The 26,354-nt window shown below is 28.5% G+C and carries 27 protein-coding genes; 13 read left to right on the top strand and 14 right to left on the bottom strand.

The window, feature by feature from the left end; genetic code table 11:
- Nucleotides 1–10: 10 nt before the first annotated feature.
- Nucleotides 11–2,410, bottom strand: coding sequence for a YfhO family protein (locus Q0881_RS09860; protein WP_299159580.1), 2,400 nt, complete (start codon nucleotides 2,408–2,410; stop codon nucleotides 11–13).
- Between the two features lie 2 nt (nucleotides 2,411–2,412).
- Nucleotides 2,413–2,694, bottom strand: coding sequence for a DUF4834 family protein (locus Q0881_RS09865; RefSeq protein WP_299159583.1), 282 nt, complete (start codon nucleotides 2,692–2,694; stop codon nucleotides 2,413–2,415).
- Between the two features lie 140 nt (nucleotides 2,695–2,834).
- Here Q0881_RS09865 and Q0881_RS09870 point away from each other — a divergent pair, with 140 nt between their 5' ends.
- The 11 genes from Q0881_RS09870 (at nucleotide 2,835) to Q0881_RS09920 (ending at nucleotide 14,330) form a co-directional block, all read left to right on the top strand.
- Nucleotides 2,835–4,163: a transporter gene (locus tag Q0881_RS09870; RefSeq protein ID WP_299159586.1), complete on the top strand. Its 1,329-nt coding sequence runs from the start codon at nucleotides 2,835–2,837 to the stop codon at nucleotides 4,161–4,163.
- Between the two features lie 18 nt (nucleotides 4,164–4,181).
- Nucleotides 4,182–5,300 carry a GTP cyclohydrolase gene (locus tag Q0881_RS09875; RefSeq protein ID WP_299159588.1) on the top strand — a complete coding sequence of 373 codons (1,119 nt, stop codon included), beginning with the start codon at nucleotides 4,182–4,184 and terminating at the stop codon, nucleotides 5,298–5,300.
- A complete protein-coding gene (locus Q0881_RS09880) occupies nucleotides 5,300–6,010 on the top strand; it encodes a 16S rRNA (uracil(1498)-N(3))-methyltransferase (RefSeq protein ID WP_299159591.1) in 711 nt (236 codons plus the stop codon). The genes Q0881_RS09875 and Q0881_RS09880 overlap by 1 nt, the downstream gene beginning before the upstream one ends.
- Before the next feature lie 147 nt (nucleotides 6,011–6,157).
- On the top strand, nucleotides 6,158–7,219 hold the full coding sequence (locus Q0881_RS09885) for a helix-turn-helix domain-containing protein (RefSeq protein WP_299159593.1): 1,062 nt from the start codon (nucleotides 6,158–6,160) through the stop codon (nucleotides 7,217–7,219).
- A 517-nt stretch (nucleotides 7,220–7,736) separates the two neighbouring features.
- Entirely contained in the window at nucleotides 7,737–8,378 is a 642-nt protein-coding gene (locus tag Q0881_RS09890; protein ID WP_299159595.1) for a DUF4159 domain-containing protein, read from the top strand.
- On the top strand, nucleotides 8,362–9,279 hold the full coding sequence (locus Q0881_RS09895) for a bile acid:sodium symporter family protein (RefSeq protein WP_299159598.1): 918 nt from the start codon (nucleotides 8,362–8,364) through the stop codon (nucleotides 9,277–9,279). Before Q0881_RS09890 ends, Q0881_RS09895 begins: the two co-directional genes overlap by 17 nt.
- On the top strand, nucleotides 9,279–10,331 hold the full coding sequence (locus tag Q0881_RS09900; RefSeq protein WP_299159600.1) for a lysophospholipid acyltransferase family protein: 1,053 nt from the start codon (nucleotides 9,279–9,281) through the stop codon (nucleotides 10,329–10,331). Before Q0881_RS09895 ends, Q0881_RS09900 begins: the two co-directional genes overlap by 1 nt.
- A gap of 98 nt (nucleotides 10,332–10,429) precedes the next feature.
- Nucleotides 10,430–10,870 carry an Rrf2 family transcriptional regulator gene (locus Q0881_RS09905; protein WP_299159601.1) on the top strand — a complete coding sequence of 147 codons (441 nt, stop codon included), beginning with the start codon at nucleotides 10,430–10,432 and terminating at the stop codon, nucleotides 10,868–10,870.
- A 76-nt stretch (nucleotides 10,871–10,946) separates the two neighbouring features.
- Nucleotides 10,947–11,399: a hypothetical protein gene (locus tag Q0881_RS09910; protein ID WP_299159603.1), complete on the top strand. Its 453-nt coding sequence runs from the start codon at nucleotides 10,947–10,949 to the stop codon at nucleotides 11,397–11,399.
- Nucleotides 11,383–12,111 carry an iron-sulfur cluster repair di-iron protein gene (gene ric / locus Q0881_RS09915; protein ID WP_299159605.1) on the top strand — a complete coding sequence of 243 codons (729 nt, stop codon included), beginning with the start codon at nucleotides 11,383–11,385 and terminating at the stop codon, nucleotides 12,109–12,111. The genes Q0881_RS09910 and ric overlap by 17 nt, the downstream gene beginning before the upstream one ends.
- Complete coding sequence (locus Q0881_RS09920) at nucleotides 12,111–14,330, top strand: nitric-oxide reductase large subunit (RefSeq protein WP_299159607.1); 2,220 nt, start codon at nucleotides 12,111–12,113, stop codon at nucleotides 14,328–14,330. The genes ric and Q0881_RS09920 overlap by 1 nt, the downstream gene beginning before the upstream one ends.
- 87 nt (nucleotides 14,331–14,417) lie before the next feature.
- Here Q0881_RS09920 and Q0881_RS09925 read toward each other — a convergent pair whose 3' ends face one another.
- From Q0881_RS09925 to Q0881_RS09950, 6 genes are all read right to left on the bottom strand, one after another.
- Nucleotides 14,418–14,939: a GNAT family protein gene (locus tag Q0881_RS09925; RefSeq protein WP_299159610.1), complete on the bottom strand. Its 522-nt coding sequence runs from the start codon at nucleotides 14,937–14,939 to the stop codon at nucleotides 14,418–14,420.
- A 57-nt stretch (nucleotides 14,940–14,996) separates the two neighbouring features.
- Nucleotides 14,997–15,539: a Crp/Fnr family transcriptional regulator gene (locus tag Q0881_RS09930; protein ID WP_299159613.1), complete on the bottom strand. Its 543-nt coding sequence runs from the start codon at nucleotides 15,537–15,539 to the stop codon at nucleotides 14,997–14,999.
- Between the two features lie 2 nt (nucleotides 15,540–15,541).
- Complete coding sequence (locus Q0881_RS09935) at nucleotides 15,542–18,457, bottom strand: glycoside hydrolase family 3 N-terminal domain-containing protein (protein ID WP_299159615.1); 2,916 nt, start codon at nucleotides 18,455–18,457, stop codon at nucleotides 15,542–15,544.
- Between the two features lie 36 nt (nucleotides 18,458–18,493).
- The gene (locus Q0881_RS09940; protein WP_299159618.1) at nucleotides 18,494–18,979 is read right to left on the bottom strand and encodes an ABC transporter ATPase; all 486 of its coding nucleotides are present in this window, start codon (nucleotides 18,977–18,979) and stop codon (nucleotides 18,494–18,496) included.
- A gap of 70 nt (nucleotides 18,980–19,049) precedes the next feature.
- On the bottom strand, nucleotides 19,050–19,877 hold the full coding sequence (locus tag Q0881_RS09945; protein ID WP_299159620.1) for a 3'-5' exonuclease: 828 nt from the start codon (nucleotides 19,875–19,877) through the stop codon (nucleotides 19,050–19,052).
- Between the two features lie 15 nt (nucleotides 19,878–19,892).
- A complete protein-coding gene (locus tag Q0881_RS09950; RefSeq protein ID WP_299159622.1) occupies nucleotides 19,893–20,747 on the bottom strand; it encodes a PPK2 family polyphosphate kinase in 855 nt (284 codons plus the stop codon).
- Nucleotides 20,748–20,895: 148 nt separating this feature from the next.
- Between Q0881_RS09950 and Q0881_RS09955 the strand changes: the two genes are divergently transcribed.
- Entirely contained in the window at nucleotides 20,896–21,405 is a 510-nt protein-coding gene (locus Q0881_RS09955; RefSeq protein WP_299159624.1) for an NAD(P)H-dependent oxidoreductase, read from the top strand.
- 36 nt (nucleotides 21,406–21,441) lie between these two features.
- Here the strand turns inward: Q0881_RS09955 and Q0881_RS09960 are convergent, their stop codons facing one another.
- From Q0881_RS09960 to Q0881_RS09985, 6 genes are read right to left on the bottom strand one after another with little or no spacing between them, the layout of a single operon-like run.
- Nucleotides 21,442–22,353, bottom strand: coding sequence for an AraC family transcriptional regulator (locus Q0881_RS09960; RefSeq protein WP_299159626.1), 912 nt, complete (start codon nucleotides 22,351–22,353; stop codon nucleotides 21,442–21,444).
- 30 nt (nucleotides 22,354–22,383) lie between these two features.
- Nucleotides 22,384–22,746 carry a hypothetical protein gene (locus Q0881_RS09965; protein ID WP_299159629.1) on the bottom strand — a complete coding sequence of 121 codons (363 nt, stop codon included), beginning with the start codon at nucleotides 22,744–22,746 and terminating at the stop codon, nucleotides 22,384–22,386.
- Nucleotide 22,747: 1 nt separating this feature from the next.
- Nucleotides 22,748–23,059, bottom strand: coding sequence for a hypothetical protein (locus tag Q0881_RS09970; protein WP_299159631.1), 312 nt, complete (start codon nucleotides 23,057–23,059; stop codon nucleotides 22,748–22,750).
- The gene (locus Q0881_RS09975) at nucleotides 23,052–24,356 is read right to left on the bottom strand and encodes an NAD(P)/FAD-dependent oxidoreductase (RefSeq protein WP_299159633.1); all 1,305 of its coding nucleotides are present in this window, start codon (nucleotides 24,354–24,356) and stop codon (nucleotides 23,052–23,054) included. Before Q0881_RS09975 ends, Q0881_RS09970 begins: the two co-directional genes overlap by 8 nt.
- Nucleotides 24,357–24,400: 44 nt before the next feature.
- On the bottom strand, nucleotides 24,401–24,946 hold the full coding sequence (locus tag Q0881_RS09980) for a hypothetical protein (RefSeq protein WP_299159635.1): 546 nt from the start codon (nucleotides 24,944–24,946) through the stop codon (nucleotides 24,401–24,403).
- Nucleotides 24,947–25,702, bottom strand: coding sequence for a helix-turn-helix transcriptional regulator (locus Q0881_RS09985; RefSeq protein ID WP_299159639.1), 756 nt, complete (start codon nucleotides 25,700–25,702; stop codon nucleotides 24,947–24,949).
- A gap of 250 nt (nucleotides 25,703–25,952) precedes the next feature.
- On the opposite strand from Q0881_RS09985, the gene Q0881_RS09990 reads away from it, so the two are divergent.
- Nucleotides 25,953–26,348 (top strand): molecular chaperone Tir, encoded by a 396-nt coding sequence (locus Q0881_RS09990; protein WP_299159641.1) that lies wholly within the window; start codon nucleotides 25,953–25,955, stop codon nucleotides 26,346–26,348.
- Nucleotides 26,349–26,354 lie beyond the last annotated feature (6 nt).

A 26,354-nucleotide genomic window follows, 5' to 3' on the forward strand; every position in this document is an offset into this window, starting at 1 on the left:
AAAATAATATTTATTTCTTTTTTTGCTTAAAAGCAAACCATCCTATAGGAATAAACAATAATAGTGCGTAAGAAAATAATGTTATTACATTTCCTATCTCTATTACTGTTGGCTCATATTTAAAAGTTATTTCATGCTTTCCTTTTGGAATTTCCATACCTCTAAGTACATAATCCACTCTATAATAAGGTACTTTTTCCTCATCTAAATAAGCATTCCAACCGTCTTCATAAAAAATTTCTGAAAACACCGCAAATCTATTTCCTGTTGTATTTGTTTCGTAAATTAATTCTGTTACATTATTTTTAACTAAATTTATTGAAGAAATAGAGTCCTTCGTAAATTTTAAAGATGGTAATTTTCCTTTTAAGCCTTTTGTATTTAAAATAGCTTCTTCTTTAGTATTTAAACTATCTAAAGCTTTTATTTCTTTATTTGCTGTATCAACAATTTTTATTTCTTCTACAAACCAAGCATTTCCATTTGCTTCAGGATTCTCTTGAAACTTATCTTCTCCTACAATAAGGTATTTAGCATTTAACATGTTTAACACTTCCATGTTATTTTTTGCTATTTGATAATCAAATAATTCTTGATACCTTTTCATTTTAGCCGCATGATACCCTCCTATTGAGTTATGAAAGTATGAAGTTCTACCGTCTTGCATTGGGTTTACACTAAAATTAGCTACACGATAATAATCTTTATCTTTCAAAATCTCTTTATCAGCTTGCGTTGGTGAAAATGGTTTCAATACTCTTCTTGCTGATGTAAAATCTTCTTTATTTACATAATTAATATCTACCGATACTAAATCAAAAACGATAAGCCCTCCCAAAACAATTAAGACTGGAAGTTGTTGTAATTTTCCTTTTAGATAAAACAATAATAATCCTCCAGAAACTAAAACTAAAAGAAACGATCGAATACTATCATTAAATAACATAGCTTTTCTATCTGAAATTAAAGCATCTACTAATTCTGGTAACTGCTGATACTGACTATCTCTTAATCCTTCAAAAGCAAATAGACTTGATCCGAATAATGCAAATACTAATGTGATCCCTCCAATTATATAAAAAGCTTTTTTTATTGCTGCTCCTTTCTCTTCTGATGAAATTTTAGTTGAAAAGAAGTCTCTTAAAGCTATAACACCTAATAATGGAATACATAACTCCGCTATTACCTGAATAGATGAAACTGCTCTAAACTTATTATAAAGAGGTACATAATCAATAAAGAAATTGGTTATCATCGGGAAATTTTTCCCCCAGCTTAAAACAATTGAAAATATAGTCGCTGAAACTAACCAATATTTCAATCTTCCTTTTACTAAGAAAACTCCTAAAAAGAATAAAAAGAATAAAATAGCTCCAATATAGGCTGGAGCCTCAACAATAGGCTGTTTTCCCCAATAAGTTAATACTTGACTTGAATAATCTTTTGCTACACTTTTCCCTGCATTTTGTTCTAAAACTTGATAAAAATTTGAATCCTCACCTAACTTTTCAATAGTACCTCCTCCCATAAAACGAGGGATCAATAAATTAAACGTCTCACCTATTCCATAACTATATTCAGTAATATACGCTTTATCTAATCCTGTAGATTTTTCTTTAGGAGTACCATCAACATTTATAGTCAACTCAGATTTTCCTCTTGTACTAAAATCTCCATACTGTTTCATTGCCAATAGTCTAGTAGAATTTACACCTAAACCAATAAACATTGCCGCCAGTAATACCATTGCTTGTTTTGCAAAAACAGTCAATGCTTTTGCTTTAAAAGCTTCAATAAATTCAACAATGGCTAATATTAATAAACAAAAACCTAGATAATAAGTCATTTGAGGATGATTTGTATATACTTCTAAAGCCATAGCTAAAGCAGTAATTACAAAACCTACTAAATATCTCTTTTGAAAAATATATAATACTCCAGCTATTACCAATGGCATATAACCAATAGCATGTGCCTTTGCATTATGTCCTGCTCCAAAAATAATTATCAAGTATGTAGAAAACCCAAAGGACAAACTACCTAGTATAGCTAACTTCCAATTAACTTTTAGCGCATTTAACAATAAGAAAAAACCTAAAAAATATAAAAACAAATAATCAGCAGGCCTAGGTAAAAAACGAATAGCTTTATCAATATATCTAACAAAGTCATTTGGATAATATGCACTAACTTGATAAGCTGGCATTCCACTAAATGCGTTACCTAGCCAATAAGGCTCTTCATTATTTTCAGCTCTGTAATCTTTAACCTGTTTGGACATGCCAATAAACTGAGTAATATCACTCTGTTTAATTTGTTTCCCACTTAAAACCGGATTAAAATATAACAACGATATAATAGCAAAAGCAGCAATTGCAATTGCATAAGTCAATACTTTTTTAAATTTCATAGTTAATCTATTTCTTCAAAATCAACATATTCCCCAACAGAATTATTGCTTTGATTACTATTTTGAGGTTTTTTGTCTATAATAGTCTTTCCTTCTTCAACATCTCTCTTTTGTTGTTGACTTTGATATTGCTGTTCTGCTTTCTTCTGTACCTTATCTACAGCTTTTTTAATTAAATAAGGAGCAAATAGTTTTACCACAAACTTTACAGCATAATATGCTACAAGGATTATTAATAAAGTTCTTAAAAAATTCATAGGTCCTGCTTCATTTATATGTGTCATCTTTTCTTTTAAATAAAAAAATCTATCAAAAATAACAATTTGAAGCAAAAGGAAGCGTTAAGAGTTTACAAAACTTATATTATACGGTAATTCGTATTTTTACGTATGTTTGTATAATTTCTATAATTTGGATTTATAACATGATTAAGAAACTTTTTTTGTTTTTTGCTTTTTGCTCAACTTTTATTGTAAATGCACAATATACGACTGTTATAAACTCTAACCGACCTGGTTATTCAGAGAGTCCATACAGTGTTGGTTCTGGCGTATATCAATTTGAAACAAGTTTATTTTTTAGAAATATAAATGCTACTCCTACTTTTAGTAATCCACAAGCCTTGGGTTTAGATTTATTATTTAGAACTAGTTTTTTTTCTGAAAAATTAGAATTTAATCTTAACACAACACTACAAAGAGATAAAATTGCATTTAAAAATGTTTTTGAATCTTCATATAATCAAACAGGTTTAAGTAATTTAACTTTGGGAGCTAAATATTTAGTCTATACTCCTAAATACGATGACAAAAAGAAAGAAATTAGAAGTTGGAAAGCCAGACATTCTTTTGATTGGAAAAGATGGATTCCACATGTAGGTGTATATGCAGGTTTAAACTTTGGTAGTGTATTAACAGATTTTCATGAAAGAGGAGGAATTAGTCCAAAAGTTGGAGTTTTACTTCAAAATGAATTTTCAGACAAACTGCGTGTAATCAGTAATCTGTATTACGATTATATTGGTAGCGATTTCTCTGAGTTCTCTTATATTATTACCGGAACTTATAATTTTAATGATTATTGGTCTGGTTTTGCAGAATTACAAGGAACTTTTGAAAAGTATGAAAAGAAAAGTAATCTTGGTTTTGGTGCAGCTTATTTATATAGTGAGAATCTACAACTGAATGCTACCGCTAGAGTATTACGACAACAAGATGAAGTAGGTTTTTATACTGGTATTGGTGTTTCTTATAGAATAAATAGACATCAGGATGAATTTGTTGAGATGGATGAATTTGGAAACAAAATTGTAGATCAAGAAGAAACTAAATACGATGAAAACAAGGGTTTCTTTGGACGTTTATTTAGTAAAGTTAAAAAGCTATTTAAAGGAAAAGATAAACAAACAATAGTTATAGATGATGGTGAGAAAAAAGAAGAAATAACTATTGAAAAGCCAAAAAGACAACGTCAAAAATCTTTAGTTGATATTATAGCTAAAGAAGATAAAAAACTAAAAAAGAAAACAACAAAAGCGGAAAAGAAAGCTGCAAAAAAAGCTAAAAAGAAAGCCGAAAAAGACGCTAAGAATAAAGTAAAAGAACGTTTAAAACTTGAAAAAAATATAAAAAAGGAAAAAGAAAAAGAAGCAAAACGTAAGGAAAAAGAACGCTTAAAATTAGAAAAAGAGATTAAAAAATTAGAAGACGATTTAAAAAAGGAAGAAGAAAAAGAAAAGAAGAAGGACAAATAAAAATGATACATTTGCTGTATGATTGAAATTAAAGAAATAAATACCAAAAAGGAAATGAAACAATTTGTTAAATTTCCTTTTTCTCTTTATAAAGACAATAAATACTGGGTTCCTCCAATTATTAAAGATGAATTAGCAAATTTTGACAAAGATAAAAATCCAGTTTTTGAACATGCTAATGCACGTTTTTTTATAGCTTTAAAAAATGATGAAATAGTAGGACGAATTGCTGCTATTATTAATACATATGAAGTTGAAAAACAGCATATAAAAAAAATGCGCTTTGGTTGGTTTGATGTTATTGATGATGTTAATGTAACTAAGTCTTTAATTGAAAAAGTTAAAGAAATAGGTTACCAAAATAATTTAGAATATATAGAAGGTCCAGTTGGCTTTAATAATTTAGATAAAACGGGAGTGCTTATTGAAGGTTTCGATCATATAGGTACAATGATTACATGGTATAATCACCCATATTATGCAAAACATTTAGAACAATTAGGTTTAAAAAAAGAAAAAGAATATTTAGAGAATAAATTTCTTTTCAAAAATGTTGATGCTGTAAAATATGGAAAAGCAAGTAATCTAATTCAAAAAAGATATGGGTTAAGGCCATTAGATTTCACTTCAACTAAAAAAATTATGCCATATGTTGATGAGATGTTCGATTTATTTGGCAAAACATATTCTAAACTATCAACCTATGTTCCTATTTCTGATGCGCAAATAAAACATTTTAAAGAAAAATATATAAGTTTTATTAATCCAGAATATATAAAATTTGTAGTAGACAAAAACGAAAAACTAGTTGCTTTTGCCATTGTAATGCCATCTTTTTCTAATGCATTGCAAAAAGCAAAAGGAAAACTTTTTCCTTTCGGTCTTTTTCATTTGTTAAATGCTAGACGAAATTCAAAAGATGTAACTTTTTATTTAATTGGTGTCGATCCCGAATACCAAAACAAAGGAGTAATTGCCATAATTTTCAAACAATATGCAGATACTTTTGCTAAAAGAAATATCGAAAATTGTATAAGGACTCCAGAATTAGAAGATAACACGGCAATTCATCAGATATGGAAAGGATTTAATCCATCTATACACAAAAGAAGAAGAACTTATAAGCTTGATTTATAATGCAACTATTTTTTAACCCAAATATTACAACCGAAACCAAACAAATTACTTTTGAAAAAGAAGAAAGTAGGCATATTGTTCGTGTTCTAAGAAAAAAAGAAGGAGATATTTTACATATCACCAATGGTAATGGCTTCCTTTTTTTTGCAGAAATATTAATTCCGAATGATAAAAAATGTCTAGCTACAATTGTAAAAAAGGAAGAAAAAGATAACAACAGGGATTATTACTTACACGTAGCTATAGCCCCTACTAAAAATAATGATCGATTAGAATGGTTTTTAGAAAAAGCTACTGAGATTGGTATTGATGAAATCACTCCAATAATTTGTGACAATTCAGAACGAAAAGTAGTAAAAACTGAAAGATTATCTAAAATAATTCAATCAGCAATGAAACAGTCTTTACAATTTACACTTCCAAAACTTAATGCCCCTATAAAATTTTCAGATTTCATAAAACAAGATTTCCTTGAACAAACCTTCATTGCTCATTGTGAGGAAAATACAGAGAAATTATTTTTAAAAAACATAGTAAAGCCAGCTTCAAAGTATACTCTTTTAATTGGACCTGAAGGAGACTTTTCTACTACAGAAATTAACAGCTGTTTAAATAAAAATATTATTCCTATTTCACTAGGAAAAAACAGGTTACGTACAGAAACTGCTGGTTTAAATGTGGTACAGAATATAGCTTTTATTCATCAATAGTTCATTTTTCGTATATTTAGGATTTAAATAAATATACTACTATTGAATACTGCTGATTTTTTCAACTTTTTTCTACTTATTAGTGCATTACATGGTTTTGCCTTTAGCATTATTCTTTTTTGTTCAAAAAACGGAAGAGAAAAAAGTATGCTATATCTAAATTTACTAATATTAGCAATCTCTTTAAACAACTTTCAATCTTGGATTTTAGAAAAAAACTTGTTTCAACATAAATTTGCTTTAGACTACATACAAATACCTTGGCATTTTTTAGCGATGCCATTTCTTTACATGTTTTTAATTAACTATTTAAATTTAGCTGAAAAATCATATAAATTTTTAAAAATTATAATCCCATTATTTATAGTTATAATAATAACACAAGTTAGTTTTGTATATAATCATAGTAACTCTCCATCCCAAAATAATGTAGATTTTATTTACGAACGATACACTTCTTTTGAAGAAATATTTAGTTTACTAGTATCACTAAGTATTTTTATTTATTCTTTTTACATCTTGTATAAAAAAGAAAAACTATTTCCTAAAATATTATCTTTTGACAACCTTAAATGGATACATACATTTTTTAAACTAACAACAGTTGGTTATACTTTATGGATACTTGCCCTAATTATAAAAGTTAAAATGAATTTCTCTGGATTCATTTTTTCATATTATCCTCTTAGAATTTACACCACTGTATTAATTTATTGGTTAGGTTATCAAGGATTAAGGCAAATACGAATTTTAAAAGAGCGTAAGCAAATTAGAGAATCTTTATCTATTCATATAAATGGCAACATTGATGTTAATACAATTAACTTAAATAATATTGAAGATGATACCTCTTCTGAAAAACATAAAGAACAGTTTTTAAAAATAGATGATTTTATAAAAAAGAGTAAAAAATATTTATTATCAAAATACACCTTACAAAACCTTTCTAAAGACACTGAATTAGGCTCAAGTACTCTTTCTTTAATAATTAATAACATAGCAGGAAAATCTTTTACAGATTACCTTAATGAAATGAGAGTAGACCAAGCCAAAGCACTTTTATTAGACTTAGATTATTCTAATTATACAATTACATCTATTGGATTAGAATCAGGTTTTAACTCAAAATCGACTTTTTATACTGTTTTTAAAAAACATACTGGATATACACCTGTTGAATTTAAAAATATTACGGTCGCCATTAACTAATCCGCAACTTTTTATAAAAAAGGGGTTCGGAAACATCCAATTCGGACGTTTTCGAACCCCTTTCTCATTAATACAAACTAAATTTGTACTTAAGAAATTTGAAGTCTAAAGTTGAAAATTTTGAAGGGGTTTTCCGTTTTAAATTAAAATTTCAAAAAATATTTGCTGAGATATATTCTCAGTAATGAAAAAGAAAAGGATTATCCTAAAAACACCAATATGACTATTGGTGTTTTTTATTGCTTTTCTAATACTTAAAAAAAAATAAACCACTAATAATAAGATAGTTACTTTTTATAAAAAAAGGGTTCTAAAACATCCAACTTGGATGTTTTAGAACCCTACTAATTTAATAGATATATATATTTGACACTTGAAGTTATAAATCTATTAAAAATAATAAGGGGATTTTTAATTTAAAATAACTTCATTAAGGGGAAAAAGAAAACACCAATAGTCTTATTGGTGTTTTTTATTGTTCTTTTATTATATTGCTCTTCATTATATAAACTATTGAATGAAAAAGATTATAACTCTTCTATTTTTAATAAACTGTTCAGTTATTTTTTCACAACAAGTGGCAATTTTAAAGTATCAAGGTGGTGGAGATTGGTATGCAAACCCTACTGCATTACCTAATCTAATTGAATTTTCTAATTTATATACACATACATCTATTAATAAGAACATACAAACTGTAACGCTGGAAGACGAAACTGTAAACAACTACCCTATTATATTTTTAACTGGACATGGTAATGTTTTTTTCTCTAGTGAAGATTCTAAAAACCTCAAAAACTATTTAATTTCTGGTGGTTTTTTACATATTTCTGATAATTATGGTTTAAATAAATATATAAGGAAAGAACTAAAAAAAGTTTTTCCTTCATTAAAGCTTCAAGAAATTCCAAAGAACCATCCTATATACCACCAAACATTTTCTTTTCCTAAAGGATTGCCTAAAATTCATGAACATGATAAAAAACCAGCTCAAGGTTTTGGTCTTTTTTACAAAGGTCGTTTAATTGTATTTTATGATTATGAAAGTGATTTAAGTGATGGCTGGGAAGATGCTTCTGTGCACAATAATCCTAAACAAACAAGAGAAAGAGCTTTAAAAATGGGATCTAATATCATAGAATATGCCTTTAAAAACTAATGATTTACAAATAGACAGTATTAAAATAAACTTTGATACTGACGCTTTATGGATGCTTAATATAGCTTTGGCAATTATAATGTTTGGAATTGCTTTAGATATAAAAATAATAGATTTTAAAAGGCTACTAAAGAATCCTAAAATTGTTTTAGTTGGCTTACTCTCTCAATTTATTTTACTACCCTTTTTAACTTTTATTGCTATTTATATTATAAAACCATATCCAAGTTTTGCTTTAGGAATGATATTGATTGCCGCATGCCCAGGTGGGAATGTATCTAACTTTTTTAGTAAAATGGCAAAAGGAAACACAGCTTTATCTGTTAGTTTAACTGCTTTTGCTACTTTATTGTGTTTAATTATGACGCCTCTTAATTTACAGCTATGGGGAAGTTTATACGAACCTACCAATACTATTTTAAAAAGTGTTTCATTAAATCCATTTGAATTATTTAAACTTGTATTATTAATACTTGGTATTCCAATTATTTTAGGAATGTTAGTAAATCATTTCCATTCGGAAATGGCTAAAAAAATTAACAAAATACTTCGACCTTTTTCTGTTATTTTTTTCCTCTTACTAATTATCATAGCTCTTTATGATAATGCTGATATTTTTAAAAACTATATTCATTTAGTACTATTTTTAGTAATTTTTCATAATGTATTTGCGTTTATTATTGGGTATGTTACTGCAAAATCATTTAAACTTAATAATAAAGACACTAAAACTATTTCAATGGAAACAGGTATTCAAAATAGTGGATTGGGCTTACTTTTAGTATTTAGTTTTTTTGAAGGCTTAGGAGGTATAGCGCTATTGGCTGCTTTTTGGGGTGTATGGGATATTTTTTCAGGAATGGCTTTAGCAACATATTGGGGACGAAAAAACAATAATTAATGAGGTTTATAATTTACTATTTTTTTAAAGTTTTTGTTAAAACTGGTTTGTTCTTTTACTCAAAAAAGATAAAGGTTTCTGGAAAAAATAATATTCCAAAAGAAGGTGCTGTTTTATTTACGTCCAACCATCCTAATGGCTTAATTGATCCTTTAATTATAGCTACTCATATAAAAAGAAAAACACATTTTTTAGTACAAGCTGGTGTATTTAAAAATAAATCTGTGGCTAACTTTTTTGATTTATTAGGAATGATGCCTATTTATCGAATTAGAGATGGAATTAAACAACTTTCTAAAAATGAAGAAATTTTTAATAAATGCCAAAAATTATTAAAAAATAATAAAACCTTACTTATTTTCCCAGAAGGAAGTCATGATAGAAAAAGAACTATTAGACCACTAAGTAAAGGGTTTACTAGAATAATTTTTGGAACTCTAAATAATTACCCTGATACCAAAATCTTTATAGTTCCAGTTGGAATTACATATCAAAACTCTTCAAAATATCCTTCTAAAGTAGCTGTAAATTTTGGAGAACCTATTTTATCTAATGATTTTTATAACAAGGATAACCTTAATAATTCTATAAAAATTTTAAAAGAAAAAATTAGTACACAATTAGAAAATTTAATTGTTCATATTAGAGACGATGAATATTATGCTTCAACTCTAGAAAAACTTAATAAAGCTCAAGTTGATTTTACTGAAGTTAAAAAGGTGAATAACATCCTTAAAATTCAAGAGTTCCCTAATAAAAAACAATTTTCTAAAAACCACAAAAACCCTTTATTCTACTTAGTAATTCTTAACAGTTTACTTCCTTATCTTTTATGGAAAAAGCTGAGTAAAAAAGTTAATGAAATTGAGTTTATTGATACGTTTCGTTTTGGTATTAATATGATCTTATTTCCTCTTTTTTATATATTTCAAACTTCGATTATTTATTTACTATTTAATAAAAAAATCGCTTTAAGCTATTTTATCTTTTCTTTTTTATTGGTTTTACTTTTCACAAAAACATCAGTTAATAAGACAGAGTCTTCTATTTAAGTACAATATTACCTATTCAATTCCTTTATAAATATTTTTATAAAAGATATTAATATCCGTTATAAAAATAATACTATCTTTGTCAAAAACTATTTCATATGTTTTCTAAATCTTGTGAATATGCAATGAGAGCTGTAATTTATATTGCCAAACAAACTTTGCTAGGTAATAAAACTGGTGTTAAAGAAATTGCACAAGCAACCAATTCACCAGAAGCTTTTACTGCTAAAATTTTGCAAAAACTGACAAAGAATAATATTATAACCTCAATAAAAGGTCCATATGGGGGGTTTTTAATAGAAGAAAATAAAGCTCAAACCACTAAGCTTAGTGAAATTGTAAAAATTATTGATGGTAATGAAATATACACTGGTTGTGGCTTAGGTTTAAGAGAATGCAATTCAAAAAACCCGTGTCCAATACATCATAAGTTTATTGATATTAGAAAAAATTTAAAAATAATGTTAGAAACAACCACTGTATATGATTTAATCAAATCTGAAACTGGTGAAGATAGAATCTTACAATTGAAAAGATAGAAACACTCAAATACAAAACCAAAGAGGAGCATTCTCCTCTTCTTTTTTAAAACTATAAAGGACAAAAATATCCTCTATGAAAATTTACAATACTAGAAAATTTACGACAATACAAATTGCTTGTATTTTTATATGGATAGGTTTTATAGCTTCTATTAGCTTTATGGAAGCTTGGTTAAAATTTAAAGCCAATGGAGTTACAACTCAAATTGGTTTATCTATTGGTCGATTAATTTTTAAAGCTTTAAACACAGTAGAATTAAGTTTAGCCATTATAATTCTGGTAACGCTATTACTTAATAAAAATAGTAATTTATTAAAAAAACTATTACTCCCTTTCGTTATACTGGTTATACAAACTTTTTACTTACTGCCTGTCTTAGACGAAAGAGCTATAAAAATTATAGCAAATATTTCTGTAGAAAAAAGCTACAACCACATACTCTATGTTTTATTAGAGCTACTTAAAATAATCACACTCTTATTAACTGGAATACAAATAATACATAAAAATGAATATAAATGCTAACACATTAATTTCAGACATTGTGTCTGAAAACTACAAGATAGCAGAAATCTTTAAATTCTATAATATTGATTTTTGTTGCAATGGAAACCGAAGCTTAAAAGAGGTCTCAGAAAAAAAACAATTAGACCTTACTAAACTAATTCTTAACATCAACAAAACACATATAAATAATTCTTTAGGTGAAGATTACCAAGATTGGGAATTAGATTTTTTAAGTGACTATATTTATCAAAAACATCATACATATATAGAAAAAAGAAGTCCTGAAATACTTGCTTACCTTAATAAAATTTGTTCAGTTCATGGTAAAAAGCATCCTGAACTTATTGAAATAGCCCATCTTTTTAAAGGAGCTGTTGAAGATTTAACAATTCATATGAAAAAAGAGGAACTGATTCTCTTTCCATATATAAAAAAACTGGCTAAAGCTCATAGGTCAGAAGAAGAGTTAAATACTCCTTCTTTCAATACAATAAGCAATCCTATAAATATTATGCATGATGATCATGATAACGAAGGTGAGCGATTTCGAAAAATTTCTAAACTAACAAATAATTATACACTACCTGAAGATGCATGTAATACCTACAAAATAACTTTTTCATTATTAAAAGACTTTGAAGAAGATTTACACAAACATATTCACCTCGAAAACAACATCCTTTTTAAAAGAGCAATAGCTCTTGAAAACAAATTAAACAATAAGAACTAATGAAAAAAATTTGGACAATATTTATACTTGTAGTTGCATCTTCTTTTGCTGCTCTTATATGGGTAGGTACAGAAATTTACCAAACACAACCTCCCATTCCTGAAAAAGTAATTGTAAAAAATACAAACACGATCGTATATACTAAATCAGATATACAAATAGGCCAAAATGTATGGGAATCAATTGGAGGAATGGAAGTTGGTTCTATTTGGGGTCATGGTAGTTATGTAGCTCCAGATTGGAGTGCAGATTGGATACATAGAGAAGCTGAATTTTTATTAGATTTTTGGGCTAAAAAAGATTTTGATTCAACTTATAAAAATCTTGACGTAGAAAAGCAAGGTGCTTTAAAAGCTCGATTGGTTAAAGAGATAAAAACAAACACTTATGACAAAAGCACAGAAACTTTTTACATTTCTCAAGATCGATTAGCTGCCATTAAAAATAATATTTCTCACTACACTTCTATCTTTTCTGAAGGGTATGAAAAATATGCCATTCAAAAAGGCGCTTTAACTGATACAGAAAAACTTGAACAACTTAATGCTTTTTTATTTTGGACTTCATGGGCTGCAAGTACTAATAGGCCTAACAAAGACTATACCTATACTTCAAATTGGCCACATGAACCTTTAATTGATAATACTATTACTGCCGATTCACAAATTTGGTCTGGTTTTTCGGTTATTCTTCTTTTATTGTTCATTGGTATTCTTGCGTACTATTATATTAGAAATCACGAGAAAGGTGAAGCTGTTAAAAGCCCTGATAAGGATCCACTTATTAATATGCCTTTATTTAAATCGCAAAAAGCTGTTTTAAAATACTTCTTTGTAGTTTCTCTTTTAATTGCTTTACAAGTAGTTCTTGGAATAATTACTGTACATTATACCGTAGAAGGTCAAGCCTTTTTTGGTTTTGAATTATCACAGTTTCTTCCATACTCAATTACAAGAACTTGGCATACACAATTGGCTGTTTTTTGGATTGCTATTACTTGGTTAGCAACTGGACTTTTTTTAGCCCCTATGATAAGTGGAAAAGAAATGAAATATCAAGTTTTTGGAATTAACTTCTTATTTATTGCTGCTCTGATTATTGTTCTAGGCTCTATGCTTGGTGAATGGCTTGGAGTACATCAGTTTTTAGAATTATCAACTAACTTTTTCTTTGGACATCAAGGTTATGAGTACATGGATTTAGGTAGATTTTGGCAACTATTTTTAGCAGTTGGCTTAATTTTATGGATGTTTATGGTAGGAAGACATATTCTTTATGGTATTAAGAAGAAGAATGATGACAAACATTTACTAACCATTCTACTTATTGCTGTTATTGCCATAGGCATGTTTTTCTTTTCTGGTTTAATGTATGGTGAAAACAGTAGTTTACCTGTTATTAATTATTGGAGATGGTGGCTCGTACATTTATGGGTAGAAGGTTTCTTTGAGGTTTTTGCCACTGTTACTATTGCTTACTTATTTTCACGAATGAAAATAATTTCAGTAAAAACAGCTGGTAAAACTTCAATTGCCTCTGCTACTATATTTTTAGCTGGTGGTATTATTGGTACATTACATCATTTATATTATTCTGGAACCCCAGTACAAGCTATTGCCTTAGGTGCAACATTTAGTGCCTTAGAAGTAGTACCTCTAACATTAATGGGATTTGAAATTAGAGAAAATTGGAATTTATTAAAAGAGAACGATTGGATTCAAAGATATAAATGGCCAATCTTTTTCTTTATTGCTGTCGCTTTTTGGAACATGGTTGGAGCTGGAGTATTTGGATTTTTAATTAACCCTCCTATTGCATTATATTATATTCAAGGATTAAATACAACTTCTGTACATGCACATACAGCATTATTTGGTGTATATGGAATGCTTGGAATGGGCTTTATTATTACTTGTTTACGTTTATACTCTAAACGTTTATGGAATGAAAAACTTATTAAAAATGCATTTTGGTTACTAAATATAGGCTTAGTTTTAATGGTCGTATTGAGCTTACTTCCTTTAGGAATTATACAAGCCTACACTTCTATTACTAAAGGATATTCTTATGCTAGAGATGCTGAACTTTTATACTCTCCCACTGTGCAAACTATTAAATGGATGCGTGTTATCGGTGATATAGTTTTCTCTGTAGGAATTGGCTATTTCTGCTGGTTTGTAATTAAAGAGACAGTATACTTAATTAAAAAAACAAATTAACCTCTTAACTTTAAGGAGAACTTAAAAAAAGCTGTTTGTTTAAAAACAAGCAGCTTTTTAAATTTATTTATTTTTCTGAATTTCGTGTTAAAAAATTCTTCCATAATAATTCAAATCTACCAAAACTCCTTCGGTAGTTCTATAATCACATTTAAGCGTTCCTTCTTGCTCAAATCCACAACGTAATGCTAAGCTTATACTTCTTTTATTTTCTGCGGAAATTCGACAAAACAACTTTTTAAATTGATGCTCATTTACTAAGTTTTCTAAAATATATTTAAAACTTCCTGTTATAATCCCTTTTCCTTCGTAACTCACATCAATAAAAGCTCCTAATTCGGCTTTAGGGACATCCCAATCTATATTTTTAAAATCTATAAATCCTATTGCTTTATTAATTGTTTCATCAATTATTAAATAAGGAAAATAAACTTTTTCTTTTACTCTTTCATCTACTCTTTTACAATACTCAATAGAATCTTCTATTGTTTTTGTATACTTTACTGTACCTGCAAAAAAATCTTCTAGCCTATTTTTATTCTTATTTATAAGTTCAAAAAATAAAGAGCTCTCTTTTGTCGTTAATAATTTTATTTTGTAACCTTCCATTATCTTACTAATTTAACTTTTGTAAAATAACAATATCTTAAAAACATACACATTGATTCAAATCAATGTTTTCTTTGCTCTCGATAATGTTTCTGGAGTCATTCTTAAATAAGATGCGATGTATTTATTAGGAATCTCTTGAAATAATTCTGGCTTTCTTTTTAAAACTTTTTGGTACCTTTTTATAGGTGAAGATATTAATAAGTCTTTTTCTCTTTCTGCCTGATGAACAATTATTTCTTCCAAAACTTTATACCACAACTTCTGGTATTCTTCATGATAAGAAATAAACTTCAAGAATTCTTTTTTAGACACATAGCTTACCTCCGTTTTTTTTAAGGCTTCTATTTCTAATTCAGAATTTTTATTGGAAAAAAAAGAATCTAGTGCAGTTATTATAGATTCTTTATAGCCAAAATAAAGCGTGTGTTCTTCAAGCTCTTCTTTAAAGAAAACTCGTACACTACCTTTTTCTATAAAATAAATATTAGTATTTACACTATTTGCTTTTTTTAAGAATTCCTCTCGTTTTAATATTCTTTTTCGAGTAACAATTCCTTCCTTTTTTATATAAGCTCGTAACATTTTATAAGCTTCCATTTTTAATGGATTATTGCATTCTGAATGTCTTCTTGAATTTTAGTTCTCATATTACTTTTAACCAATCCAGAGTTTCGCATTGTTGGATATACTCTATTAGATAAAAACACATATAATATTCCAGATTCTGGATCGGCCCAAGTATAGGTTCCAGTAAACCCACTATGTCCAAAACTTTTTTCTGAAACACAACCGCAAGTTGGTTTTTCTTCTGGTCGTATTTGAGGTTTATCAAAACCTAGACCTCTACGTACCTTCTTATCGGCATAATATCTTTTATTAAATTTATCAAGCGTTTCTGGCTCTAAATATTTCTTACCTCCATACTCTCCTTTTTGCAAATACATTTGCATAATCTTGGCTACATCATTTGCATTTGCAAATAAACCTGCATGACCTCCTACTCCGCCTAACATAGCTGCTCCCATATCGTGAACATAACCATGTACTAACTGGTTTCTATAATATGAATCTTTCTCTGTAGGAACTATTTCTGATTTGCTAAATTTTCTAAGTGGTAAATAAGTCATTCTATTAGCTCCTAAAGATTGATAAAACTCCTCATCAACCAATTTATTCAAAGGTCTTTTATATTTTTTTTCAAGAATTTCTTTAAAAATATAATACCCTAAATCGCTATACTTATATCCAACTCTTTCTCTTTGATCTACCTCAACTATATGCTTATATATAGTATCTCTATAATCTCTACTTAAGTATAAATTCTTAGCTACTTTTATGTTATATTTTTTTGATCTTTTTTTCCTGTAATACTTAAATGAATTCTTCCCTGTTTTTTCATCTTTTGTATTCATATAAAAAGGAATCCAAGATTTCAAACGGCTATAATGCGATAAGATTTCTTTTAACATTAAAGTATCCTTATTCGACTTATTATACCTAGGTAATACATCTCCTAAACTTGAATACAAACTTATTTTCCTATCTTCTTCTGCTTTCATTATCATAGGCAAAGAAGCTAAAATTTTTGTTAATGATGCAAGATCATAAATATCAGTTTTTTTTACTTTTCTTCTTTTTAAACCTGTATGATATCCAAAGCTTTTATTATAAAAAACCTTACCGTTTCTCGCTATTAACACCTGCCCTCCTGGCGCCATTTTTTTTTGTAAAATAGTATCAATTCTTTTATCTATTATTGATAATTTTTCTGATGACACTCCTGCTTCTTCTGGAATAGTATACTCAAAAACACTTAACCTTTTTACTAAAGCCCCTTCTCCTTCTTTAAAATCATTATTGATTGAAACTGGTAATTTTCCTTTTAAATCAAAAGCTCCAAAAAGTGCTTGTGCCGAAAGCTCTTGAGCCAACTTACTATTTTGATACGATATTACAACCCCTTCTATATTTGTAAATGATTTTACCTTTAACAAACTATACGGGCTCGCAAATACATCTAAAATTACTGTTTTTGTTCTCGCTATTTCTTGCAACCAAACTAATTCTTTGTTAGAAAACTTGTAACTCTTCCAAGGGTGTTTATTTGATTTATGAAAACCTATTATTACTAAGTTATACTTTCTTAATTTTTGTTTCAAAACACTTAAATGCTTGTCAGAAACTATATCTATTTTTGTATAGTTCTTAAGCATTTTAGAAAAATACTTCCCTTTAGCGTCTCCTAATGAAACATAGGCTATCTTTTTATCTTTTAAGTTTTGAATTGGTAATACTTCTTGCTCGTTTTTTACAACTGTTATCGAATTCTTTATTAACTTTCTATGTAAAACTTCATCCGCTATAGAGTTTAATTCTTTATTTATATTTTCTGTTGAAATTGGCTGATACTTGTTTAACCCTACTAAATATTTCGCTTTTAGTATTTTTCTTACAGAAAAATTTAATCGTTCTTCTGTTAAATTACCTTTTTCAATAGCTTCTTTTAATAACTTTACTGATCCTGGTACGTCTTGTGGTATTAATAATAAATCGTTTCCTGCAAGTATTGCTGCTAAATCAATCTCTGCTGGTGTTGAATAATTAGCAGCTCCTTTCATATTCAATCCATCAGTAATAACCAATCCTTGAAATCCTAATTTATTTTGCAATAAATTGGTTACTACATTTTTTGATAATGATGTTGGTAACTTGGCATTTGGTTCTAATGATGGAATACTTAAATGTGCTGTCATTACACTAGCTACTCCAGCTTTAAATATTTTACGAAAAGGATATAATTCTATTGAGTCTATTCGTTGTTCATTAAAATTAATCGTTGGTAATGTATGATGTGAATCTGTTGCTGTATCTCCATGACCAGGAAAATGTTTTGCATTCGCTAAAACTCCTACACTTTGCATTCCTTTTGTAAATGCTATTGCTTTTTCAGCTACATTTTCTTTACTTTCTCCAAAAGAGCGATTTCCTATTATTGGATTGTTTGGATTTGTGTTAACATCTACCACAGGCGCAAAATTCATGTGAATTCCTACTCGCTTACAGTGTTCTCCTATCCTTTTTCCTGTTTCCTCTAATAGTTCTTGGTTTTTTATTGCTCCTAAAGTCATGTTCCAAGGAAAACGATAGGTGTTTTTAAGACGCATATCTAATCCCCATTCCCCATCAAAACCAATCATTAATGGAACCTTAGATATTTCTTGATATTTATTATTTAAAGCTACTTGTTTTTCTGGCGTTCCCTGCATAAAAATTAAATTACCTACATGATATTTCTGTATCATATTTGTAATAAACTTCTCATGCTTTTTGTCTTTATTAGAATAAGCTTGTACCATAAACAATTGCCCAATTTTTTCATCTACAGACATTGATTTCATAATACTATCTACCCAAATATTTTGGGCTGCTACATCTTTTGCTAATAACGGATCTATTTGTTGTGCATTTATTAGCTGAACAAAAACAAACGTTAAAAAAACTAGTCCTTTTCTCATCATATATATCTTCTCTTTCTAAATGGAAATCAATTGTTATACCAAAAATCGTTTGTGCCAGCTTTTATCTGCTGTTACTTCCCATTTAGTTTCAAAATCTTCTTTTGTGCTTACCATATTATTAAAAACTACAGTTTCAGAAGTTATTTTTTGTTCTTTAACAAATTGTTGAAACTCTGGTAACTTAACAACATTTATATTATCTCCGCTCTTAAAAGTCACATTCATTTTATTCATTAAATCAACTTTCAATTCTTTTTCCAATTCTTGCACAAAACGTACTGAAGCATCTATAGAACATCCTGAAACATTATTAAAACCTTCATCCACAGCAAATACTAAAAATTGATTATATTTTATTGTAAAAGATCCTTTTAAATCATCTCCATGACGTGTCCAGTTATCAATAAAAAGTATTGCTTTTGCACAAATATATTCTATCTCTTCTACTGTAAATTCTCTATCTGCTTGATAAATCCAAACTCTTGAGTTGTCTGGTAAATTATTGTATTCTGTAAACATTTTTATTACTTTTTATAATCTCTAAATTAAAAAACTATTAAATTTAAATCTCTTAAACAGATGTTAAAGATTACCTTAAATTAAATTTTTGTTGTAATGCCTGTAATTTCTCTTCATCTGTCATCTTCTTTTTAGGCTTAGCCATACGCTCTTTTACCTCTCTTAAAACCTTTTTAGTATATAATGGAAAATCTGCATTCTGTATCCAAGCATTGTATCCTGGGTTTTCTTTAAATACCTCTTCTACCGTTCGTCCTTTATATTTACCAAAAGAAAAAATTTCCTGTTCTTTATCGTTCATTAAAACGAACCCTGCAAAATCGGCTCTTTTCCCATGTGTTGAATATTCACTTAATGCATCTACTGTATTTTCAATATCATCGTACTTATCTAATTGTGCTAATAAAATTTCATAAGTAGCATTTGTATCTGCTTCTGCTCCGTGCGCACCTACTAATTCTTTTCCACAGTAAAATTGGTACCCTGCGCTTAGTGTTCTTTGCTCTTTCTTATGAAAAATTACCTGCACATCTATTGCTTTACGATTCTTCATGTCAAAATCAATTCCAGCACGCATTAATTCTTCTGCTAAAAGAGGTATATCAAATCGATTAGAATTAAAACCTGCTAAGTCGCAACCATCAATCATTTCATTTATACTTGCTGCTAATTCTTTAAAAGTAGGTTCATTTGCCACCTTTTCATTTGTAATTCCATGAATTTCTGATGACTCCTCTGGTATTTCTACTTCTGGGTTTACCAACCACGTTTTACTTTCTTTATTTCCGTTTGGAAACACTTTTAATATTGATATTTCAACAACCCTATCTTTTGCTATATTGATTCCTGTTGTTTCTAAATCGAAAAATATAATTGGTTTTGTTAAATTTAATTCCATCTATTTTTTGGAGGATTATTCGTTATTTAATTGAGCTTTAAACTCGTCTATTTTATCTAAATCTTTTTGAGCTAAAGCAGGTTCTTTAAAACCATATTTCTTTAACTCTTCACTAATTGTTTTTGCTACAATATACCTTGCTGTCGGCTTATCATCGGCAGGAACTACGTACCAAGGTGCATAAAATGTTGATGTTCTTTTCAATAAATCCTCATAACACTCTTGATATTTACCCCATAACTTACGTTCTTTTAAATCTCCTGATGAGAATTTCCAGTTTTTTTCCGGAATATTTAAACGACGTAATAATCTGTTTTTTTGCTCTTCTTTTGATACATTTAAAAAGAATTTTAAAATAATTGTTCCATTCTCTGAAATATGCTTTTCAAATTGATTAATACGATCCATTCTAGAATGGTAAAAATCATCATTTAAATCATCTATACTTTTTACTGTTGGAATATTTTCTCCAAAAACATATTCTGGATGTACTCTTGTTACTAATACATTTTCATAATGGGTTCTATTAAAAACTCCTATTTTACCTTTAGCTGGTAATGCAATATAATGACGCCATAAAAAATCATGTTTTAATTCTAACTCTGTTGGCACTTTAAAACTATGCACCATTACTCCACGCGCATTTACATCTTTAAATACCTCTCGTATTAAACTATCTTTTCCAGATGTATCCATTCCTTGCAAGCAAATTAACATACTATATTTACCTTCTGCATACATCGTATCTTGTAATCCGCTTATTTCTTTTCTTATTTTTTTAAGTTTTTTTTTCGCGTTCTCTTCTACTTCTTTCGTTTCAAAATCACTTAATATTACTTCTTCAGAAAACTTATACATATCTGTATTCATACACAATGCTAATTTATACGATAAAAGTACAAAAAATATCCCCTTTTATCATTGATTTTTTCTTGGTTATTATCATTTTTTACAATGATTTACTTGACTTAATTTTATTAAAATTTGTGAGCTTTATCACATTATAAAATAAACAAACATGAATAAAACTGTAATTATACAAGGTAGCTCAAAAAGTAATGGTAACACAAATACAATTATTAATTATTTAAATAAAAATAATGATTTTGATATAATAGATTTAAAAACTAAAAATATTGGCTCTTTTGAATATGACTTTAGCAACGCTAATGATGATTTTATTCCTTTAATGGAAACTGTTATTGAAAAATACGATACTATTATATTTGCTACTCCTGTGTATTGGTATTCTATGAGTAGTACTTTAAAGACTTTTTTCGATAGGTTATCTGATCTTTTACATTATAAAAAAGAATTAGGAAGAAAATTACGTGGTAAAAACATGGCTATGATTAGCAACTCTGGTACTAACGATTTAAAAAATGGTTTTACCATGCCTTTTATTGAAAGTGCTAATTATTTAAGTATGAATTATCTTGGAGACACCCATGGTTGGTTTACCGAAAATGGTGAAGAAATTGATTCTAATGCTAAAGAAAATATTGACGTATTTAGGAAATTATTCTAAAGAAAAAGCCTCTCATTATTTATGAAAGGCTTTTTTTTATTCTACCGGAATACAGAGATCAACTGTCCATTTTTTTTCAGGATGCTCGGAACCATTATTATAATATATTTCAAAAGGATCTTGATCTGCTTTTTTATAACCATGCTCACTCATCCAAACAAAACTACTCTCCCACGCAGTTTGAAATTCCGCTGCTGTAAGCTCTAATCTAGACACAACACATTTTACTACTGGTAACGTTTTTAAATTCACTTCACCTTCTGTTGTTACATTTTGATTCAAAACCATACATGCACTCTGCCTTATTTGATCTGGAGATGTAATTTTAGGACTATCATGATAAATTGTTACCATCCTTAAATCTGGTTGACTCATTAATCCTTTTGGACCTGCCCATTTCATTAACTGATCATATGCATTCCCTATTAAATCCATATTCCCTTTATGACTCACATATGCTAACTGCATTTTTGGCATAACTTTCACTTCTGTTTGTGCATTCATTTTTAACCAATTTAAATTTTCATTTATGTTACAAATGTATTGCTCAAACCTAGTTTCTATTTGTCCATTCTTGCTTTCAATTTTACAAATCTTGCTATATTTTTCTGAACTTTCTTTCTTAAATTCCGCAGGACTCATCCCGTAAAAATTTTTAAATGCTCGAGAAAATGATGACAAGCTAGAGAAACCTACTTTTTCAGAAATTTCCGTTATTGTTTTTTCTTTTTGCTTCAATAGAAAAAATGCTGCTTTTTCAATTCTTTTTCTAACTATAAAATCATTTAGAGTTTCATTTGTTACAATTTTAAATAATCGATGAAAGTGATATGGAGAAAAATGAGCTTCTTGTGCCACCCTTTCTAGCAATAGCTTTTTTTCTAAATTCGACTCTACATAATCTATAGCCTTTCCTATCCTAATTATTATCTTGTTTGAAAATTTCAAAACACTCTTCATTTATCTTATAATTTTAATCTAGACCTCATCAACTGTTTTCTTTTGAAGTATGTAAAAAACAAAACCACTAATAAAATATAAAACTACATCAATAACATCTGCAGTATATCTAGAGTGAACTTTAGGCAAAATAAACTCATACAATACTGCATACATAACACATATATAGAAAATTATCCAAATTGGAATTATATAATTTTTATCGTTTTTACTCCACTTCAATACAAACAAACTAATTGTCAAAACAATTGGCATTATTAAAAAATCATTAACGTAAAACTGTACAAACTTTGGCATTTGAAGATTATATCTGCTTGCAAAATAAATTATCGTTCCTACAATTAATGAAAACACAAAATAAATATGAAGTCCCTTTTTCACCTTACCCAGCTGCTACCATTGCTATAAACCAAGCTAACATAGCGCCTATCGCACTCACTACTAAAAATGCCGAGTATAAAACCCAACCTACTATTTTATATAAAAAAAATGGATGCTTTTTTAAACGCTCTGCTAAATTTGGATTTTCTATCTCCAACTTTGCTTCTTCAATTCGTTTTTTCTTCTCTTCTTCCTCCTTAATTTCTTTTTTCTTCCTAAATGAAATTAATTCTCCGCAATTTTTACAGTAATCAGAATTTTCAGTAAAAACCCCACAATTACCACACTTTATATTTTTTGATACTTTATACATTTTCTTTTACAAATGAATATTTGTTTTGCTTTTTATATGGGCGTATAATCAGACGTGTTTCTCTATCAAAACGAATGTAATTATAAATCCAATTCATAAATACTATTACCTTATTCCTAAATCCTATTAAAGAGAAAAGATGCACAAACATCCAAACAAACCAAGCAAATACTCCTTGAAATCTCCATTTTGGCAGATCTACTACAGCTTTATTACGCCCTATAGTTGCCATAGACCCTTTATCGTTATACTTAAAAGGTTTGAGTTTTTTTCCTTTTCGTTTTGCTAAAATATTCTTCCCTAACAACTTTCCTTGCTGAATTGCTGGCTGCGCCATCATTGGGTGTCCTTTCCCATATTTTTCTGTTTGCATACACGCTACATCACCTACTGCATACACATTTTCATATCCTACTACCCTATTATATTCATCAACTTTAAATCGATTAGCTCTTTCAATTAAGCAATCTTGCTCTAAACCATCAATAGCATCCCCTTTAACTCCTGCAGCCCAAATAACAGTTTCAGCTTTAAAATTATCATGCCCATTCGTTGTTACTATTTTACCATCATAATCTAAAACTCGTAAATCTTTCCAAACATCTACACCTAATTTGATTAAAAAATCCTCTGACTTTTTCGATGCTTTATCACTCATTCCCTTTAATAGCTCACCAGAACTTTGAATAAGGTTTATTTTCATTTGCCGAATATCTAAATCTGGATAATCTTTAGGTAAAATGCCTTTCTTCATTTCCGCTAACGCACCAGCTAATTCGACACCGGTTGGTCCACCTCCAACAATTACAAAATTCATTAAAGCTCTTCTTTTTTCTAAATCTGTTTCCAACAGGGCTTCTTCAAAATTCTCTAATACCAAGCTACGGATATTTAATGCTTGTGGAACTGATTTCATTTCCATAGCATACTTTTCAATATTGGTATTTCCAAAAAAATTAGTGGTAGATCCTGTAGCTATAATTAGCTCATCATATTCTAAACTACCTATAGTGGTTTCAATCGCATTTAAACTTGCATCTACATTGGTAACTTCTGCCAATCGGAAATAAAAATTTTCAACATCATTAAATCGCTTTCGCAAAGGAAAAGCAATACTATCAGGTTCTAAACCTCCCGTTGCTACTTGATATAATAATGGTTGAAATGTATGGTAGTTATGTTTATCTATTAAAACTACTTGAAGTTCTTGATCTTCTAATCTTCTAGCTGCTGCTAATCCTGCAAATCCTCCTCCTATAATTACTACTCGAGGAAAACTGGTTTGTGGTATGTTCATTTAGATTTATTAAAGTTAAAATCTAAACACAAATTTACTGATTTTTAATCAAATTCTTTTTTCATTTCTTGCTTTAATAGTTGCAAAGGTTTATTTGAGTTTATTAAATTTAATATTAACTTTTTCCGCAATACGCTAATTTCAGCATTAAAATATTTTGCCCACTTGTACTCCTTAAATAATGTTTGAATTTGTTTTAAACGTTTATTAGCTAATTCGGATGTCATTAAAAAAACTTCATCTTCTGGTTTAATTTTAATTCTTTGAATTTTTACTTGTTTGCTTTCAAAGTTTACCATTAAGTAAAACACCTTATCAACATCATTTAAAGGATAAAAATCCTCCCAATTTGCATAACCTACATTATAATTTTGATTTTTATAATTCTCAATTCCTTTTATTTTCCATCTACAATTTGCAACTCTCCCCCAATGATTTGAATAACGATAAACTCCTTCAGATGTATAATAATATAAACTCCCTGATTTACTTTGATAGTGTGTTGACTTACCTTTAAAAAAGTCTATATTCTGTTTTTTAAACTCGCAATAGGTATGTTTAAAAAAATTGTGCTTTTGATATACTTTCAACTATAATCTATTTTTAAGTTTTGTAAATTCTTGTTCTAAAAACATTAATTTCTCTTCTAACACATCATTAAACTCAGGCAACCTCTTAAAAAAAGCATAACGAATACGCCATAATTCTTTTACATCTGACAAAGCATAACTCTTATCTTCTATATTTTTATGATCCGCCCTCAAAACAACTTCTCTATCCGTTATATACAACCTTCTTAAAATAAGTTCATCTTTTACCAAAACCAAAACCAACACTCCATTCGTTAATTTACCTATTATATTTTTAGGCACAAATTCTCCAACAACAACATCTTTAGGAAATAATCCTTTATCATGATTTGTCATTTCTAAATTCGTGACAGTATACCCTCTAAATTTTTTTTCAGGATTTATTGGCAATTTCAAAACCGTTAAATCATTTACAAAAGCCTTTTTATTATAATACTTCACATAATCACTTATCTTTTTCTCTGTAATACATGGTACAGACGCAAACACTTCCTTATCCACCGAGTCAGCTTCTAATGTAATATCGTCTTTAAACTGTAATAATTTATTTACAGTCAACTCAGAAGTCAATAAATCATCTACCTTAATACTAAAATGATTAGCAATTCTTATTAACGTTTCTATTTTTGGCTCACTCCTCTCCTCCTCGTAAGCCCCTAAAGTAGCACGTTTCAGGTCAAAAACCTCAGCAAAAACCTGCTGACTCAACCCCTTAACCCCTCTTATTTTTTTTATATTTTTTCCAAAAAACGACATATTTTGCTAATTTTATTTGCAATTTAAATTATTTTTTATATCTTTACACTAACAATATTAGCTAATACTTTTGATATTTGCTATTTTTTTTAGTCAAAATCAAAGAAAAAAAAGAAAAACTAACTTAATTTTAACAATTATGATACTATTTACTATTTGCATCACCACACTTGTTTTCAAATCTTTTTTGTAATATTACATCGCTAAAAAAGAAAAGAAAACTAATTAAAAACTACTAATCTCATTGCTAATGAACAATTACTATTTAAAAACTAAGAATTTTTTACAAGAACTTAATGTTAACATCATTAAGGAAGACGAAACTGACGGGATTTTTGTTATTGAAAAAGAAAGCTTTGGTATAAAAAACCTAATTATTGGAGTTGCATACCCTATCATTATTATCGAGCAATTTATCTTTAAAGTTAACCAACCTAACGAAGAGATATTCAAAAATCTTTTGAAAAAGAATAGAGACATGGTTCACGGCGCCTTTGTTTTAGACGACAGCTATGAGCGCGTAATTTTTAGAGACACATTACAATTAGAAAACTTAGACTTAAACGAATTAGAAGCGAGTTTAAACTCTTTAAGCTTATTATTAAGCGAGTATTCTGAACAAATTATTACATATTCAAAATATTAAAAAATA

This window comes from uncultured Tenacibaculum sp., from assembly GCF_947494125.1.
Taxonomy (GTDB): Bacteria; Bacteroidota; Bacteroidia; order Flavobacteriales; family Flavobacteriaceae; genus Polaribacter.

Excerpts from the sequence above, each read along its gene's own strand:
- Q0881_RS09865 (WP_299159583.1), bottom strand. The coding sequence starts at position 2,694 with ATGACACATATAAATGAAGCAGGACCTATGAATTTTTTAAGAACTTTA.
- Q0881_RS09895 (WP_299159598.1), top strand. The coding sequence starts at position 8,362 with ATGCCTTTAAAAACTAATGATTTACAAATAGACAGTATTAAAATAAAC.
- Q0881_RS09920 (WP_299159607.1), top strand. The coding sequence starts at position 12,111 with ATGAAAAAAATTTGGACAATATTTATACTTGTAGTTGCATCTTCTTTT.
- Q0881_RS09885 (WP_299159593.1), top strand. The coding sequence starts at position 6,158 with ATGCTATATCTAAATTTACTAATATTAGCAATCTCTTTAAACAACTTT.
- ric (WP_299159605.1), top strand. The coding sequence starts at position 11,383 with ATGAATATAAATGCTAACACATTAATTTCAGACATTGTGTCTGAAAAC.
- Q0881_RS09955 (WP_299159624.1), top strand. The coding sequence starts at position 20,896 with ATGAATAAAACTGTAATTATACAAGGTAGCTCAAAAAGTAATGGTAAC.
- Q0881_RS09975 (WP_299159633.1), bottom strand. The coding sequence starts at position 24,356 with ATGAACATACCACAAACCAGTTTTCCTCGAGTAGTAATTATAGGAGGA.
- Q0881_RS09925 (WP_299159610.1), bottom strand. The coding sequence starts at position 14,939 with ATGGAAGGTTACAAAATAAAATTATTAACGACAAAAGAGAGCTCTTTA.
- Q0881_RS09930 (WP_299159613.1), bottom strand. The coding sequence starts at position 15,539 with ATGGAAGCTTATAAAATGTTACGAGCTTATATAAAAAAGGAAGGAATT.
- Q0881_RS09970 (WP_299159631.1), bottom strand. The coding sequence starts at position 23,059 with ATGTATAAAGTATCAAAAAATATAAAGTGTGGTAATTGTGGGGTTTTT.
- Q0881_RS09910 (WP_299159603.1), top strand. The coding sequence starts at position 10,947 with ATGAAAATTTACAATACTAGAAAATTTACGACAATACAAATTGCTTGT.
- Q0881_RS09940 (WP_299159618.1), bottom strand. The coding sequence starts at position 18,979 with ATGTTTACAGAATACAATAATTTACCAGACAACTCAAGAGTTTGGATT.
- Q0881_RS09860 (WP_299159580.1), bottom strand. The coding sequence starts at position 2,410 with ATGAAATTTAAAAAAGTATTGACTTATGCAATTGCAATTGCTGCTTTT.
- Q0881_RS09945 (WP_299159620.1), bottom strand. The coding sequence starts at position 19,877 with ATGGAATTAAATTTAACAAAACCAATTATATTTTTCGATTTAGAAACA.
- Q0881_RS09985 (WP_299159639.1), bottom strand. The coding sequence starts at position 25,702 with ATGTCGTTTTTTGGAAAAAATATAAAAAAAATAAGAGGGGTTAAGGGG.
- Q0881_RS09935 (WP_299159615.1), bottom strand. The coding sequence starts at position 18,457 with ATGAGAAAAGGACTAGTTTTTTTAACGTTTGTTTTTGTTCAGCTAATA.
- Q0881_RS09905 (WP_299159601.1), top strand. The coding sequence starts at position 10,430 with ATGTTTTCTAAATCTTGTGAATATGCAATGAGAGCTGTAATTTATATT.
- Q0881_RS09890 (WP_299159595.1), top strand. The coding sequence starts at position 7,737 with ATGAAAAAGATTATAACTCTTCTATTTTTAATAAACTGTTCAGTTATT.
- Q0881_RS09900 (WP_299159600.1), top strand. The coding sequence starts at position 9,279 with ATGAGGTTTATAATTTACTATTTTTTTAAAGTTTTTGTTAAAACTGGT.
- Q0881_RS09880 (WP_299159591.1), top strand. The coding sequence starts at position 5,300 with ATGCAACTATTTTTTAACCCAAATATTACAACCGAAACCAAACAAATT.
- Q0881_RS09875 (WP_299159588.1), top strand. The coding sequence starts at position 4,182 with ATGATTGAAATTAAAGAAATAAATACCAAAAAGGAAATGAAACAATTT.
- Q0881_RS09870 (WP_299159586.1), top strand. The coding sequence starts at position 2,835 with ATGATTAAGAAACTTTTTTTGTTTTTTGCTTTTTGCTCAACTTTTATT.
- Q0881_RS09990 (WP_299159641.1), top strand. The coding sequence starts at position 25,953 with ATGAACAATTACTATTTAAAAACTAAGAATTTTTTACAAGAACTTAAT.
- Q0881_RS09950 (WP_299159622.1), bottom strand. The coding sequence starts at position 20,747 with ATGAATACAGATATGTATAAGTTTTCTGAAGAAGTAATATTAAGTGAT.